A 15,597-nucleotide genomic window follows, 5' to 3' on the forward strand; every position below is an offset into this window, starting at 1 on the left:
CAAAACGGTGTTGACCGCAAATTTCACGAGCGGGCTGGTAACTACGCCAACGAGTGCTACAAGCGCTGGCCGCGCAGCTGCCCACAGACCGCAAAAATTGATTGCGGCGACTGCGGACGCATCCACGGCGAATTCCGATTGAGGGATAGTTGTAGTGATATTGATCATGATATTTTTCCTAAATTGAATCACGCTTGACGCGCAATTGTTAAGTGAAATGACTGCTAGCTTGCGCTGAAAACTTCATTTGCTCAGGAGCGCGCGGAACGGCATTGGCGGACCTGTCGTGGGATCCCGAGTCCGGCATCGGGGTCGCCACATCACCAATGTAGCTGCGGCGCCGCGGCGATATCAGTATCTTCAGGTAACACAAGCCCCGGTGTTACCGTAACATCCATCCATGCCGTCACAACGCTTGGCACTCTTGGCACGCTTCAGGCCAAGCTAGACAACATCGTTAACAAGATCGACAAGGCGCCGCTCGAGCAAATTGGTCAGGATCTGCGTAACTCGATGGCGGTGCTAGACAAGATGCTGAATGACGCCGATAAGCTGGTGGTTCAAGTCAACGGGGGAATGTTGTACCGCAGGTCATAGCGGCCAAGCGAAATTTAATAGCCGAGATCGATAACCGACACGTCTCGGCCAGAATTGAAATATCTCAAGCCAAATGTTGCTCATTCCAGGCTTGTCCTGATACCGGCTCACCGTCAAAAACACCTTCAGCAAGAGCTACGCCTTCATAGACTTGGGATCTGGCGATTTGAGGATTCCAGAATTCCTGGCCGGGGATCAAACTCGTCACCGTAAATGATGCGTTCAGCGCCGGGATTTCAACGAGCATTTTTGGAAAATAGACGGTACCGCTTGGACTTGTCCAGGATGGGGCGAGCGGCGTGGCTGTACTGGACTCGAATGTGGACATTCCATCCGGCCAAAGCACGGTTACATGCGATGGAACCGGCACATTTTCGACCAATTTTATATTTGGTTCTGTAAAATTCGAAAGACGTATGCCGTTATTCAATTGACAGTCCTGCAGCGCCCATTTGGTAGACTGAGGCCATGCGCCGTATTCGTGGTCCATCCAGGTGAGGCCGGTTACCTCAAATAATTCACTGCCTATGGTTACAGTCCCGGTGACGTTCAGATCAGTCAACGAATAATAGTAGTTATACCTCTCCAGCGGCGTTTTTCCGCTAGGGTCAACCGGTTCAGGTGAACGGCCAGTGGCCCATACCAAAAGCGGTCCTCGGCCCTGTTCAAAATTCAGATTCAACGTAATTCCAACACCGGTGACGGCATCCACGAAACTGCCCTGGACGTTCATCATAAGTGGATTAGCTGGATCTGCATGCATCGCGATCGCGCCAGGAATGCCGCTCGCTCCGACGTTGACTGACCACGGCTGCTCGGGGTCGGCTTGCGCCCAGTCCGGCGTGGAAGGAAAGGCTGTGATTTGCTGATAGTGGGTGACCGCAGCGACGTCGGTCAGCATGATATTGGCCATCAGGAACGATGGTGTTTCAGCGCTTTGCAGAAAACCCGCGGCACTTATCTCAAACCCGAACTGCCGTGAACCGCAATTGAGGCTGCCAATATGCCACCACCATTCAGCGGGGGCGCCAGGGTGGGCATATTGGTCTTGGGGCAGGCGTATGTAAGGAGACACGTTCATGCGATTTCCAATCAGAGTTGAGGAGCGAGGAAATTTCGCCGTTTTTAATGCAGTAGAACGATAGGCGAAAAACCAAGACCAGTTGGTTCCAAAAAAACCCGTTTTCTCATGCGTGGCAGCTTCATTCGAGCGAGGATGCCATTCGCTCGCCGTGCAACCTCCCACTTCGAAAAAACATCAATTGATCAGCACTTTCCTAGTGCCTCACAAAGCGCAAAGGTACGGCCACGCCATAGGAGAAATAAGTATCTTTAGGTAACGCTACCGAAGCGGTAGCGGCGAGGCTTGCGATACACGCCGTCAACCGTGGGAAAAATAATGTTTCAACGCCTCGCAAATGGAAAAGGCGAGTTCTTCCTGCAGCGAGATCGCCAAAGACGCATGGCGGTCGAATTGCTCTGACCATGCAATACAACCGGCCGCAGCATCCACCAGGCGGAAAGACAGCCGGATAAATTCCCCTTCGACGCGAATACTGCCTTCCAGCAAATGACTCACGCCGTTTTTTTCAATTTTTCTTGAGACGTCGCTTGCATTGGCGCGCTCCGCCATGGCGAAGGTATACGACACAATTTTATTGCCGAATTCTTTGAACAATTGAAAGCTGAGTTCTTCGCTCAAACCTTCGGCGAAAGAGACAGATGGCGCATCGGTCGTTATGCACCTGAGCGGCAGGATGGCCAGCATGTGGCTGTGCTTGAAACTACTGTCGGCCGTCCCCGCCCTGCGTATCTCTGGCATATAACTCCCTACAGGAATTGAAAAAATCAAGTCGGCAGCGTTACCCGATGCCGTGTAATAGCCGCAGAGCTTTTTGCGCAAGCGGCCGATCTGGACCCGCACAATAGGGTCTTCGCTAGTGTTGTACGCCGCTGGATCGCGATCAAATACTTCGATCCCGATGGTGTATTCATTGGTATCCCGGACCGCACCGGCGACCCGTTTCTCGATCAGGAATTGAAGCAGGCGGCTCATGCGCTGGGCTTTGGAGAAGGCGCCGCTTGCCAGTATCTGGGCGAGCGCCGCCTTGACGTCCGGCGCGGAAATATCAGGCACGCAATCCAGCATATCCCTTGTTAAAGGGGCAACGATTGGTTCCATCAGGTCGGCAGTATCCATTGCGGGCAAGTTAATGAGTTTTACTTGATAAAAAGTCACCAGCAAGCAATGACCGACGCAGAACCAGAGTTGACGTTTAGCAAAATCCTGTTTCCTGAGATAAACTCTAGGCGGGATTAGACAAATTAACCTTCTGAATACCTTCCGGTTTATAAGTATTTGTTTTTAAATGGATTTGTCGACTCCGCCGCCTTCAGCGCGTTCAAGAACACACCGACGACAGGTAGCCGCCGACATGAAACATGCCGTTTTTCGCTTTGCAGATTGGGAAATAAGTCCGGCGACAAATTCGATAGGCAACGGAACAACAAGACGGCAGATGGAGCCGCGCGCCATGGACGTCTTGCTGGCGCTATGCAGCCGCGCAGGTACTGTGGTGAGTGCCGAAGAGCTATTGCAGCAATGCTGGGGCAGCACCCTGTATGGCGACAATCCTGTGCATAAGACGATAACGCAGTTGCGCAGCGTGCTGGGCGACAATGCCAAGACCCCTATATATATAGAAACGATTCGCAAACGGGGGTATAGGACTGTCGCCGATGTGACTTATGCAAGCAGTCAGCCAGCTCAGCCAATTGCAGGCAGCTGGCTGAACCAATCGCCGTTCCGCGGTCTGCTGCCGTTTGTTGAAGAACATGCATCACTGTTTTTTGGCCGTAGCGACGCCGTTTTCAAATTATTGCAGACAGTTTCGGCCCGAATCAAAACAGGGCGCGCCTTGACACTGGTGCTAGGCCCCAGCGGATCCGGGAAAACCTCGTTGGTTCGCGCCGGTCTTTTACCAAGTCTGATGCAGCCGCAAAAGCCCGACGGTGGCGGCGTGCTGGTGCTGTCCGCGATCACTTTCGATTTGGCCGAAATGGGCAACCATCCATTGTTCACGGCACTTGGCAGCGTCTTGCTTGATTGGCAGGTAAACGGGACTGACGTATTTCCTGGCGCAAGCGGCAGCTCCCTCGGCTTGCGCCTGGAGCAGGACTTGGCTGCGGTCACGCTTGAACTGCAGCATGCGCTGGCGCACGATCACGCAGAGTGCAACCTGCTTCGCTTGGCCTTATTTATCGACCGCTTTGAAGCGCTATTTGCATTGCCGCATGTTTCAGAGCAAGAGCGTCACTCTTTCCTAAGAACACTCGACGCCTTAGCCCGCAGCAGCCATGTCGTCATTGTGATCGCTTGCCGCAACGATTTTTATCCTCGTCTCGCTGAGTATCCGCTATTGATGGAGGGGAAACCGCTGGGAGGGCATTTCGATCTGAGCCCGCCGTCTCCAGCTGAGATCGCGCAGATCATCCGCATGCCGGTGATCGCTGCCAATCTGTCCTTCGGCGTCGATGTCCAATCGCAAACCAGGCTCGACGACATCTTGTGCGCCAGCGCAGCGGCCAGCCCCGACGCGTTGCCGCTGCTGCAATACACACTGCAAGAACTGTACCGTTTGCGCAGCGTCGACGGCGAATTGAGTTTCGACGCCTTGCATCACCTCGGCGGCGTCGAAGGCGCCATCGGTCAGCGAGCAGAGGAAGTGGTCAACGCATTGAGCGAGGAACAACGCGCATCCTTGCCTCGGGTACTGTCTTTGCTGGTCACCTTGTCGGAGAACGAGGAAGTCGTCACCAGCCGGCGCGCGCCCTGGTCGACCTTGCAGTCCGAGGCAGAACATGAATTGGTCAAGGTGCTGGTGGAAGCCAGGTTGTTCGTCAGCGAGCTGGTTGGCGACGAACCGGGATTCGGCGTAGCGCACGAGGCTTTATTACGGCGCTGGCCAAGGGTTATGGCATGGATCGAAACGCATCGCAATGCCTTACGGGTGCGCGGCCGAACGGCCTTGCTAACCACCAGATGGGTGAACGAAGGGAGAACCGGCGATCTATTGCTGCCGCCAGGCAGGCAGCTTGATGAAGCACGCGGCTTGCTGAAAATAACGGCGTTTTCGCTATCGACGGATGAAATTGCGCTGATTCACGCCTCTATCAAGAAAACCAGACTGCGCGAACGCATACGCATCGGCGTGATGGCGACAATCGTCAGTCTTTCGCTGCTTGCGGCCGGACTGGGTATAAGCGCAATCGGCGCCAAACAGATCGCCCAGCAGCGGCGTGCCGAGGCCGAGGGCTTGATGGGTTTCATGCTGGGGGATTTTGTCGACAAGCTAAGACCAATCGGCAAACTCGATTTGCTCGATACCGTCAGCGCGAAAGCCTTGCAATATCTGTCCGGCTCGAATGCCGAATCATTAAACCCGACTTCGCTGACCCAACGCGCCAAAGCGCTGCAGCTTATCGGCGAGGTGAATGTCGAGCGCGGCAACCCGAAAGCTGCCAGCGAGGCGCTGCTGGCCGCCCACGCCACACTGCTGCGCCAAAATTCGATCGCGCCGAATGAGCGTGAGGTGTTGAAGAGCCTTGGCGCCAATTCGTTCTGGCTCGGCAGGATATGCATGGAACAGGGCGACCGCGACCAGGCCGAACGGTATTTCAAGCAGTATCAAGACTACAGCGACCGCTTGCATGCGTTAGAGCCGGACAACGTCGATTGGTGGGTTGAACAATCGTATGCGCACAGTAGCTTGGGCTCGCTGGCATTGGAGCGTGGAGATGCGCGCAGCGCCGTCAGCGAATTTCTGCTGTCGATTGATCTGAAAACGAAAGCCACCGCGAAGAAACCGCAAGACCGCACCTTGGCGGCTGATTTGGCCAACAGCCTGTCCTGGCTGGGATCAACCAAAGAAACTCTGGGCGAGCTTGATGCTGCCATGAAGCTGTATCAACGCGAACTGGAGATTGTCAAACGCGTGCATGAGGCCGCGCCCACGGATGCGCTGTGGAGCAATCGTTTGGCATTGGCGCTGCAAGGACAAGCCCGCCTGGAGCTTGCCTTAGGACAGGATCAAGTGGCGCTCGACAAGTATCAGGCCGCACAAAATCTATATCATGCAGCTCTTCAGCAAGAGCCGTCCAACCTTGGCTGGCAAAGAAATTCTGCCCTTATAAAACTGGAAGGCTTGCGCATCGCCGCGCGCCAGACAGGCACGCCCGATGTCCTGCCACAGCTTCAGGAAATTGCCAAGACGGCGCACTCCCTGGTGCAGCATGATTCGCACAACATTGTTTGGTCGCGACTGGAAGGACAGGTCCAGCAGCATATAGCCCTTGCATTGCTCGATCTTGGCCGCAACCAGGAAGCCAGGCTGCACCTTGCGCAGTCGCAGAGCCGCTTGACGGAGACGCTGATGCGCAATCCGTCGAATCTCGTCAACCGCCTGGCTCTGGCAAATGGATGGCTGGTTCTCGCCGACATTGAGGCAAAAGCAAACAACAAGGCAGCCGCCGATGATGCATGCCAGCAGGCACGCGAACTGATTGCCAAGGATGCGCCGCAAAGCAGCGACTATCGCCTGCTCGACCCATTGGTACGCATCCACGCTTGCTTCGATAACAATGCTATATTCAACGCGGCCAAAGCGCGACTGCTGCAAATCGGCTACCGCGAGCGCGGCTATCTCCTTTATCTTTCAACCCACAAATAGCTAGGAACATGATGAGCTCACAAACGACAGCTTCAAACCGTACTCGCACAGTGCTGATGAATTTGAATGCCAGCGAACCTCCGAGTGTGAAGCCCGAGAAAATTGTGTTGGATGGAGAGACCCAAATCCGCTATGAGCTGGATAAAGAATCGATAGCGGCCGGGTACTACTTCGCCGGCTACATGGACAATACGCCAGGCACCGGCAGTCAGCTGACCGGGAGATCCATTGACAATGGGGCTGGCTACCAGCTTGAGGATCTGGACGACGACCTCCCTGGGACGCAGATATCGGTGACGCTGTTTATCAGAAACAGCCAGAACCCCAAAGTCAGGTTCACCTATGACCCCGAAATTGTCAACAACCACTGACGCTGACAATTAACCAGATAGACACACGCCGCACCGAACCGACTCGCTGCATCGCATGAATGCTTGCGCTTCATATGCGACTTTAATGACAAGGATCTGCACCACGAACGCCAACCATCGCCGGTTGGCGTAATGAGATGGTCACCCTCCACCCTACAAGGTACTAATCTTGTAGGGTGTTTTCATTTCTGAAGGAGACCATCATGCAGGGCGCGCGATGAAGGGCCTGCTCCCCCCGAAGTTAGCAACATAGCTCAGTAGTGCCGGCGGCCGCTTTCCGTTGCGGATCGATGGAATTGCTAAAAATTCCGCAAGAAAATGCCTTTTTTCAGTCTCAAGTGGCAATATTAGCAAGGTCATTCACAAAACTGACAAACCCCTTATTGCATCCGAATCAAAACTGAGGACACGACACTAATGGCAATAAAATTCCCCTTGACCTGTCTCTGGGTCACACTGCTGGCGACCGGCATCACGTCAGCGGCGCTAGCGGCTTCCGCGCCGTCAACGGCGGACAACTCCGCCTCGGGCTACAACCAGCCGCCCAAAAATATCCTCGACGTCATGCGCGCCCCATCGCCGCCCGTGCCGGTGGTGAGCCCGACGCACGACCGGATGCTGCTGGTGTCCTGGCAGGACTATCCGTCGATTTCCCGGGTGGCGGCGCCTTTCCTGCGCCTGGCAGGGGTGCGCGTCGAACCCAAGAATCACAGCAAGCACGATACCCCGGGCGGTTACGGCATCACGCCCTGCGCCAGCAGCTTTGAGCTGGTGCATATTGCCAGTGGCGCGCAGACGCATATTGCGCTGCCCGCGGACGCCTGCCCGAATCGGCCGCTGTGGAGCGCCGATGGCAAGCGCTTCGCTTTCGAAAATGTCACCGCAAACGCGGTCGAGCTCTGGATTGGCGATGCCAGCAGCGGCGCTATCCATCGTGTCCCGGGCGCGCATCTGAATCCGATGCTGGAAGACCAGATGCAATGGATGCCCGATCAGAAAACGCTGCTGGTCAAACTGGTTCCCTCGCGGATGGGCCCACCGCCGCCCGAACCGGCGATACCTGCCGGCCCCAGCATCCAGGAATCAGGAGGCGGCAAAGGACAGAGCAGCACCTACGAAAACCGCGACACGCTGGGCAATCGGCACGACGAGGATCTGTTCGATTACTACGCGGCCTCGCAACTGGCGCTGGTTGACGCCAATAGCCTGGCGATCACGCCAGTGGGGGCTGCGGGCCGTTACGAATCGCTGGCGGCGGCGCCGGATGGCCGGCATCTGCTGGTTACCTCGATCCGCAAGCCCTATTCCTACGTCACGACCTTTGACCGTTTTCCGCACGAAGTGGAAATCTGGGATCTGTCAAAACGCCAGAACATAGCGGTGCATCACGTCGCCTCGCTGCCATTGGCGGACCGGGTGCCGATTGGCGGCGTCGCGCTCGGACCGCGCGATTTTTCCTGGCGCGCTACTGAACCGGCGACACTGATCTGGGCCGAAGCGCTCGACGGCGGCGACTGGAAAACCGAAGTGCCGGCGCGCGACAAGCTCATGCTGTTGAAGGCGCCGTTCAATACGGCGGCGCTGGAGATCACGCGCACCGAACAGCGTTATGCCGGCATCTCCTGGACTGAGCAAGCCGGTCTCGCGCTGATGCACCAATACGATCGCAACCGGCACTGGCGGCGCAGCTTCCTGATCGATGCCGATGATCCGCAGCAGAAGCCGCGCTTGCTGTGGGATCTGTCGACGGACGAGAAGTATGCGAATCCGGGCACTCCTGTCAAACGCCAGCTGCCGAACGGCGCCTGGGTGCTGCGCCAGGATGGCGACTCGATCTTCCTCAGCGGCGCCGGCGCTTCGCCGGACGGCGACCGCCCGTTCCTGGACAAGCTCGATCTGAAGACGCTGAAATCGGAGCGTCTGTTCCGCAGCGACAAGACATCCTATGAGCAATTCCTGGGCTTCGCCGGAGCGGATGCGCACAGCTTCCTGACCTGGCGTCAATCGGTGATCGATCCGCCCAATGCATTTTTGCGCACTATCGGTGCGCCGCTTGACGCCGCGGCCGGGGAAGCAGCCTTTGCTTCGAGCAGCGCCGCCATCACCCACATTCCGGATCCGACACCGGTGGTGCGGGAGATCAAGAAGCGCCTGGTGAAATACAAACGCGACGACGGCCTCGACTTATCGTTTACCTTGTACACGCCGCCCGGCTACCGGGAGGGCCAGCGGGTGCCGACGATTCTGTATGCCTATCCGCTCGATTACGCCGATGCTTCCAAGGCTGGCCAGACCACCGGCTCGCAAGAAACCTTCACGCGGCTGCGCCAGTATCGATTGCTGCTGCTGGCCGGCTATGCAATCATCGATAACGCGGCCTTCCCCATTGTTGGCGATCCGAAAAAAGCCTACGACAGCTACATGGAGCAACTGGTCGGCGACGCCAAGGCGGCAGTTGATGAGGCGGTGCGGCTGGGTGTCGCCGATCCCGACCGTATCGGCGTCACCGGACACAGTCATGGCGCACTGATGACCGCCAACCTGCTGGCCCACTCCGATCTGTTCCGCGCCGGCGTCGCCACCAGCGGCTCCTACAACAAGACGCTGACGCCGTTTGGCTTCCAGAACGAACAACGCTCAGTGTGGGACGCACAGGATGTTTACCTGAAGGTTTCGCCATTTTTCTTCGCCGACAAGATGAAGACGCCGCTCCTCATCGTGCATGGCGCGGACGACGCCAATCCCGGCACCACGCCGCTGCAAGCCAGCAAGCTCTACGAGGCGATCCGCGGCAACGGCGGCACCACACGCCTGGTGCTGCTGCCGCACGAACCGCATTGGTACTCGGCCATGGAGTCGAACCAGCAGCTCGTTTATGAAATGCTGCGCTGGTTCGACACCTACGTGAAGAACGCGCCGCCGCGTGCGCCTGACGCACGCCAGCCATCATCGGCTGGCGTTTTTTTGCAGAAATCATAGCCGCAGGGGCTTGCCTGCTTACAGATGGTCGCTCAGGAAAGTCAGGGAATTGCCATGAGCTTCCGCCGCGGCGCGCTGGTTGTAGCTGGAGCGGTGCGAGCAATTGAAGCCGTGTTCGGCGCCCGGATAGATGTGGACCTCGACGTCTTCATTGTTTTCGAAGCGCTCGGCAATGCTCTGCACGGCGTCCAGCGAGATATGGCTGTCAGCGCCGCCGAAATGCATCAGCAGCGGCACCTTGATGTCGTCGGCGCGCTGCAACTGATTCTGGATGCCGCCGCCGTAATACGCGATCGCCGCATCGACCAGGCCGTTGGCCGCTGTGTTATACGCGAGCATGCCGCCGAAACAATAACCGATGGCGGCCAGCTTGCCGTCCAGCCCGGGCTGCGCCTTCAAGGCCGCAATGGTCAGCGCGATATCGGATTGCGCCTTGACGACGTCGGTGGCTTTCATCAGCTCGACAGCGCGTTTCCAGCCGGCGTCGTCATAGCTCAGTTCGATACGGCTGCCGCTGCGCCAGAACAAGTCCGGCACCAGCACCATGTAGCCGTCAGCGGCATATTGCTCGGCGACCGAGCGGATGTGCTCGTTGACGCCGAAAATTTCCTGAAGCAGCACGATGCCGGGGCCTTTGCCGGTGTGCGGGATGGCCAGGTAAGCGCCGAAGGCGCCGTCGGCGGCCTTGACCTCGATCCATTTGCTGGTAACGCTCATGCTAGATCCTCTCTATGCGAGAAATAAATGTCGGTGTGTTGGGGATGGGTTCAAGCTTGCGGCTGCTGAAATTATCTGCATCTAAGGCGATCGTCTGCGAACGTATGCATCAGAACAAGCCAATGCCCAAATAGCATGCTACCAGATGGCGGAGCGACGAGTTTGATCTCTCATAATGCGGCTATCTTCGTTCGCCTCCTTGCACGCACGATATCGCCTCCCCCAAGACGCTGCGAGAGATGCACTTGGCCGCCAAAATTGCGCATCTCGTCGCAACGGCGACGACAATTTACGCCATCTGTCATACATTGGCGGGCATAGCAACAACCTGACCGGGATAAATCATGAAGATCAATTTGCCTCGCGCTCTTATCGCGCTGCTGATCGCTGCATGCACCGCTTGCGCACATGCCGTTGGCTTCCAGCACCTTATCGCTCCAGACCCCGACGGCGCGCCGCTAGAGGTCGGCATTTGGTACCCGAGCGCCGCCGTTCCCGCTTCTTCCAGCCATGACGGATCAAAGGATCCTCGCATCAAAGCCGCTGTAGTCGCGGCGCCGGCGCTCGGTTTCGCCTTTGCGCCGGATGGCCTCAAGAACGTGACGGTTCCGGTTCAACTGTGGCGGGCTGAGGAGGACGCCATTCTGCCGCACCCCTGGTACGCCGAAGCTGTGCGCCTGGCGTTGCCGCAGCCGCCGGAGTACCACGTCGTGCCAAAGGCCGGGCACTTCGATTTTCTGCATCCTTGCAGCGAGGCCTTTGCCGCAAGAGCGCCCGATATCTGCAACAGCGCTCCTGGTTTTGATCGTGCAGCATTCCACGTCATGTTCAATACGTCCGCGCTAGCGTTTTTCGACAAGGCGCTGAAACATTGAGAGCGATCATGCATAGGGGCTGCATGCACTGCCATTTACTATTGCGCGCTTAATTTCGGCGATGTACTGCCATCTTCAATTGGGAAAAGATCCTTCAGCAAATTGAAATACGCATCCGTTTCCTCCACCCATGGCCGATGTCCGCTGCGCTCAAAGACAACCAGCTTGCTGCTGGCGGCAGGCAGGGCTGCCTTGATTTCACTGGCGATCTTCGGCGTGCCGACACGGTCGTATCGGCCTACGCAAACCAAGGTCGGAACGGTGAGGGATTGCATGCGGGAGCGCGGATCGTAGCGCTTCATGGTGCCGCCCACCTGCCACTCCGGATCGTTGCCGATGAAGCTCAGGTATACATCGGAATTCGAGGCGTCTGCAGGGTCGCCGGATCGATACAGCTTGCTTTCCATGTCCGGATCGCGCCAGTAGATGTCGAGCTCCGTCTTTCCGTACAGCTCGCCATATTCATCGGCGCTCGATTTAACCCCGCGTGTCCGCAGCTGCATCAGTTGCTCCCATATCTCGGGAAACTGATTACGCGCGGTGAAATTCACGCTGTCGATATTCTGCTGCCAGCTCTGCGCATTGAGCAAGGTGTCGGATAAGACCAGCCGGGAGACATGTTGCGGATACTTCAATGCGTAAGCCAGCGCAGGCATGCCGCCGTATGAATGACCGATCACCGAGATCCGTTCATAGCCGAGCGCGATGCGCAGTGCTTCGATATCTTCCGCATCGCGTTCAACGGTATATCCTGAAGCGCGCTGCGGATCTAATCTATCCGAGCGGCCTCTGCCGATGTTATCCAGATACACGACGGTGTGTTCGGCGGCGAGCCGGGAAAACCACGGATGAAATGAGGCATGGCTTGAGCCGGGGCCGCCGGCGATAAGGAAGACCGGCGAACCGGAACCCTCGGTTTCATAATAGATCTTGCCGAATTTCGAAGGCGCAAACTGCCCTTTTCCGTGAATCTCTATTCCGCTCTTCGCAGGTGTCTCCAAACTGGTTTGCGCAACAGCGCTGACGGAAAGCCAGGAGAACATCATTGTCGTCAATACAAGCGCAGCGATTTTTAACATGCCGCGTTGGCTGAATTGTGATTTCATTTTTTTCTTTCGTTTATCGAAATTCTAATAATGCCGAGGCTGAATGACATCAACTCATTGCCTTACAAGCGTTGAGCGGGTCTCCAAGAACCTGGTGATGCGGCTGGCGATCTCTGCAGAATCCTCTTCCAGCGCAAAGTGACCGCTATCGAGAAGATGAAGCTCGGCATTTTTGATATCCCGCAAATAGGCGTTGGCGCCAGCCTCCACGAATAACGGGTCGTTCTTGCCCCACACGATCAGGGTCGGCGGCTGGCTCTTGCGGAAGTAAGCATGCCAGGCAGGGTATTGCTCAAGATTCGAATGGTAGTCGGTCAGCAGATGCATCTGGATCTTGCGATTCAAGTCATTTTGCAAACCCTCTTCGTCATGCGTCCACGCATCCGGATTCAATCGTTCCGGATTGCGGGCGCCGGTTTTGTACATGAATTGCACGCCTTGCGGACTCAGAACCTGCGACATGGCCCGTTCGGTGGCGGCATTGATGCCGACGCTGAGTTGTTTGATGTCGCTCGCCAGTTGCGAGGACAGCCCTTCCGTATAGGCATTGGCGTTCTGGATGACTAATGCGGAAATCCATTCGGGGTGGCTGGCGGCCATGCGGAAGCCGACCGGCCCGCCAAAATCCTGGACATAGAGCGCAAATTTTGTGAGCCCTTTCTGTTGCACGAAGCGCGTCATGACATCGGCCAGGCCGTCGAATGTCGGCGTAAAGCTGACGCCTTCCGGCACCTCGCTATAACCGCTGCCCGGATAGTCAGGCGCAATGACGTGAAATTTGTCCATCAGCGCCGGAATCAAATCGCGATACATGTGCGATGACGAAGGAAATCCGTGCAATAGCAGAATGGTCGGATTGGCTGGATCGCCTGCCTCGCGGTAAAAGATCTTGATGCCATCCACATCCTGGGTGCGGTAAGACACTTGTGTCGCAGCGTGCGCCTGAAGCGAAGAAAACAGCGCAATACATAATCCTATTACTGTCGATTTCATCGATGTTCTCCTGATGAGAAAGAATGGCAGGCAGTGATTTTCTGCCTCTTTAAAATATTTCATGGGAGAAATATACCTGCATTCACCAGCGCCGATAAGAGGGATAATTAGTTAAACTATGTCCACTATTAATGGACAATAAAATACCCAATCGACATGGCGAATCTTTCTTCGGTCAATCTCAATCGTCTGCAGGTTTTTGTCACGGTGGTGGAAGCCGGCTCGCTGACTGCGGCCGCTAACCGGCTGGGCCTGGCCAAGACCATGGTGAGCACCCATATGCAGCGGCTGGAGAGCGAGATCGGCGCCAGCCTGCTGGTGCGCACCACGCGCCGCCTCAGCCTGACCGACGCCGGAGAGGCCTTTTACGAAGCCAGCTGCCGCATCCTGAGCGATGCCGAGACTGCGATCTCGGCCGCCGGACACGATACGGCGGAGCCGCGCGGCACTTTGCGCATCACTGCGCCGATCGACTATGGCGCGACCGTCGTCGCTCCGGTCGCCGTCGCGCTGCAACAGCGCTATCCGCTGCTGAAAATAGAATTGCTGGCCGGCGACCGCTACTTTGATCTGGTCGCGGACGGCATCGATGTCGCCATCCGCATCGGACGACTGCCTGATTCCGGTTACCAAGCAGTGCGCATCGGCAGCTTTGCCGAATGGCTGGTGGCGAGTCCGCAATTTCTTAGCCGGGTTGGCGAGCCGCAGACACCGGAAGATCTCCGAGACTTGGCGTTTGTCGCGTTATCGGTATTGCCGCAGCCCGTGACATGGACCTTCAAGACACAGGGCGACACGGAACGAACTATCCGCTTCAACTCGACGTTTTCCGTGAACACTGCCTACGCTGCCCGCATCGCCACGCTGGCGGGAGCCGGGCTGGCGATAATGACGGACTTTGCCGCGGCGGAGGATGTAGCGGCGGGCCGCCTGCTGCGCGTGCTGCCCGGCTGGAATCTGCCGGGCGGCGGCATTCACGCGGTGTTCCCGGCCGCACGGCATCGGCCGAAGAAGACTCGTGTATTCATCGACGAACTGAGAAGTCATGTCGACAAATCATCGGGAAGCAACCGAAGGATCGACGTTCAGGGGTAGTTTTGCCAGCAGAGGCGCAATCCAAAGCAATTGCGGGCCATGCGCTGCTGGCGACGTCAACGCTCCAGATCTTATCGAATTCATCCCCGCTTTAGCTGACTTACAAACCAGCGTCCGGCGGGACCCGGCGGCATATCCTTGCGGTATATCGCATGCATGAAAAAGGCTGAACCTGCTGAAGTATGGGCCTCCAGTTCAATCGTCGCCAGCGCGCCGCGTGCGATGTCCTCGGCAACCATATGCTGCGGCATGATGCCCCAGCCCAGGCCCGCGCGTAAAAATGCATGCTTGGCGCCGAGGTCGGCAAGCCGCCAGACCAGCGGCGACACGACACCAAAATCGCGCCCTGCAGTGAGATTGGAGCGATCCGTCAATACCAGCTGCACATAACCGGCAGCCGTAGCACGAGGAATGGCGCCGCCGATGCTTGCCAGCGGATGCGAGGGCGCCGCCACCGTGATTGCGGGAACGCTCAACAGGTATTCGGAGCCGCAATTGCCTGGCACATCCGGTAAGGAACCGATGATGCCGATCCGGCTGCGGCCGTCCAGCACCGGCTGGATCACCGCTCCAAGTGCTTCCACATACAGCCTTAACGGCGTGATGGGAAAGGCTGCATGGAACGCCCGCACGGCTTCAGTGAGCGCTGCAATCGGATACATCACATCCACCGCCACAGAGAGTTCGGGTTCAAGCCCTTCGGCCAAGGTCCGCGCCCTGGCCTTGAAGCCATCCATGCTGTCGGCTGCCGCGCGCGCATCAGCCAGCAGCGCTTTTCCCGCCTCCGTCAATTGCGGATAGCGGCCGGTTCTCTCAAACAGCGGAAATCCGATTTGCTGCTCAAGATTCGCCAGCGTCTGGCTGACGACGGATTGCGCGCGCCGCAGCTTGCGGCCGGCGGCGGAGAAGCTTCCTTCGTCCGCCGCCGCAATAAACGTGCGCAACTGGTCCATGGACATCGCATCTAGCATGTATCGCTCCTGACGATAGATTCCATCTAAATATATAGGCTTCCGCGATAACGGTCTACTGCCTACCATGCAGTCATGGCTTCAGCGCATATTAAACATCCTTGAGCAAAGTTTCACCCTGCCGAAAGCGGCGCGGTTTTGAGGACGAGAAGCAACGTTGCCAA

General features: G+C 57.2%; 11 protein-coding genes. 5 read left to right on the forward strand and 6 right to left on the reverse strand.

The genetic code is table 11. The annotated features are described in order from the left end of the window. Window positions 1-661 precede the first annotated feature (661 nt). Both KHU33_RS08285 and KHU33_RS08290 read right to left on the reverse strand, forming a co-directional pair. Complete coding sequence (locus KHU33_RS08285; RefSeq protein ID WP_211462318.1) at window positions 662-1,678, reverse strand: lipocalin-like domain-containing protein; 1,017 nt, start codon at window positions 1,676-1,678, stop codon at window positions 662-664. 300 nt (window positions 1,679-1,978) lie between these two features. Beyond that, window positions 1,979-2,734, reverse strand: a complete 756-nt coding sequence (locus KHU33_RS08290) for a hypothetical protein (RefSeq protein WP_211462320.1) — start codon at window positions 2,732-2,734, stop codon at window positions 1,979-1,981. Window positions 2,735-3,116: 382 nt separating this feature from the next. Here KHU33_RS08290 and KHU33_RS08295 point away from each other — a divergent pair, with 382 nt between their 5' ends. From KHU33_RS08295 to KHU33_RS08305, 3 genes are all read left to right on the forward strand, one after another. Then, window positions 3,117-6,326 carry an nSTAND1 domain-containing NTPase gene (locus KHU33_RS08295; RefSeq protein ID WP_211462322.1) on the forward strand — a complete coding sequence of 1,070 codons (3,210 nt, stop codon included), beginning with the start codon at window positions 3,117-3,119 and terminating at the stop codon, window positions 6,324-6,326. A gap of 8 nt (window positions 6,327-6,334) precedes the next feature. Further along, complete coding sequence (locus tag KHU33_RS08300; RefSeq protein ID WP_211462324.1) at window positions 6,335-6,697, forward strand: hypothetical protein; 363 nt, start codon at window positions 6,335-6,337, stop codon at window positions 6,695-6,697. Window positions 6,698-7,114: 417 nt separating this feature from the next. Next, a complete protein-coding gene (locus tag KHU33_RS08305) occupies window positions 7,115-9,676 on the forward strand; it encodes an alpha/beta hydrolase family protein (protein ID WP_211462326.1) in 2,562 nt (853 codons plus the stop codon). 18 nt (window positions 9,677-9,694) lie between these two features. Here KHU33_RS08305 and KHU33_RS08310 read toward each other — a convergent pair whose 3' ends face one another. Further along, window positions 9,695-10,393 (reverse strand): dienelactone hydrolase family protein, encoded by a 699-nt coding sequence (locus KHU33_RS08310; protein WP_211462328.1) that lies wholly within the window; start codon window positions 10,391-10,393, stop codon window positions 9,695-9,697. Window positions 10,394-10,737: 344 nt separating this feature from the next. Between KHU33_RS08310 and KHU33_RS08315 the strand changes: the two genes are divergently transcribed. Beyond that, entirely contained in the window at window positions 10,738-11,268 is a 531-nt protein-coding gene (locus KHU33_RS08315; RefSeq protein ID WP_211462330.1) for an alpha/beta hydrolase family protein, read from the forward strand. Between the two features lie 38 nt (window positions 11,269-11,306). Here KHU33_RS08315 and KHU33_RS08320 read toward each other — a convergent pair whose 3' ends face one another. Beyond that, the gene (locus tag KHU33_RS08320; RefSeq protein ID WP_211462332.1) at window positions 11,307-12,374 is read right to left on the reverse strand and encodes an alpha/beta fold hydrolase; all 1,068 of its coding nucleotides are present in this window, start codon (window positions 12,372-12,374) and stop codon (window positions 11,307-11,309) included. Between the two features lie 54 nt (window positions 12,375-12,428). Next, complete coding sequence (locus KHU33_RS08325; protein ID WP_211462334.1) at window positions 12,429-13,367, reverse strand: alpha/beta fold hydrolase; 939 nt, start codon at window positions 13,365-13,367, stop codon at window positions 12,429-12,431. A 156-nt stretch (window positions 13,368-13,523) separates the two neighbouring features. On the opposite strand from KHU33_RS08325, the gene KHU33_RS08330 reads away from it, so the two are divergent. Further along, window positions 13,524-14,462 (forward strand): LysR family transcriptional regulator, encoded by a 939-nt coding sequence (locus tag KHU33_RS08330; RefSeq protein WP_211462336.1) that lies wholly within the window; start codon window positions 13,524-13,526, stop codon window positions 14,460-14,462. 80 nt (window positions 14,463-14,542) lie between these two features. On the opposite strand, the gene KHU33_RS08335 is transcribed toward KHU33_RS08330, so the two are convergent. Continuing rightward, window positions 14,543-15,433: a LysR family transcriptional regulator gene (locus tag KHU33_RS08335; RefSeq protein ID WP_211462338.1), complete on the reverse strand. Its 891-nt coding sequence runs from the start codon at window positions 15,431-15,433 to the stop codon at window positions 14,543-14,545. Window positions 15,434-15,597: the final 164 nt, after the last annotated feature.

It is taken from the genome of Collimonas silvisoli (assembly GCF_018305005.1).
Taxonomy (GTDB): domain Bacteria; phylum Pseudomonadota; class Gammaproteobacteria; order Burkholderiales; family Burkholderiaceae_D; genus Collimonas; species Collimonas silvisoli.

Coding starts and splice junctions, on each gene's coding strand:
- KHU33_RS08300 (WP_211462324.1), top strand. CDS start 6,335: ATGATGAGCTCACAAACGACAGCTTCAAACCGTACTCGCACAGTGCTG.
- KHU33_RS08295 (WP_211462322.1), top strand. CDS start 3,117: ATGGAGCCGCGCGCCATGGACGTCTTGCTGGCGCTATGCAGCCGCGCA.
- KHU33_RS08285 (WP_211462318.1), bottom strand. CDS start 1,678: ATGAACGTGTCTCCTTACATACGCCTGCCCCAAGACCAATATGCCCAC.
- KHU33_RS08315 (WP_211462330.1), top strand. CDS start 10,738: ATGAAGATCAATTTGCCTCGCGCTCTTATCGCGCTGCTGATCGCTGCA.
- KHU33_RS08320 (WP_211462332.1), bottom strand. CDS start 12,374: ATGAAATCACAATTCAGCCAACGCGGCATGTTAAAAATCGCTGCGCTT.
- KHU33_RS08335 (WP_211462338.1), bottom strand. CDS start 15,433: ATGCTAGATGCGATGTCCATGGACCAGTTGCGCACGTTTATTGCGGCG.
- KHU33_RS08330 (WP_211462336.1), top strand. CDS start 13,524: ATGGCGAATCTTTCTTCGGTCAATCTCAATCGTCTGCAGGTTTTTGTC.
- KHU33_RS08305 (WP_211462326.1), top strand. CDS start 7,115: ATGGCAATAAAATTCCCCTTGACCTGTCTCTGGGTCACACTGCTGGCG.
- KHU33_RS08325 (WP_211462334.1), bottom strand. CDS start 13,367: ATGAAATCGACAGTAATAGGATTATGTATTGCGCTGTTTTCTTCGCTT.
- KHU33_RS08310 (WP_211462328.1), bottom strand. CDS start 10,393: ATGAGCGTTACCAGCAAATGGATCGAGGTCAAGGCCGCCGACGGCGCC.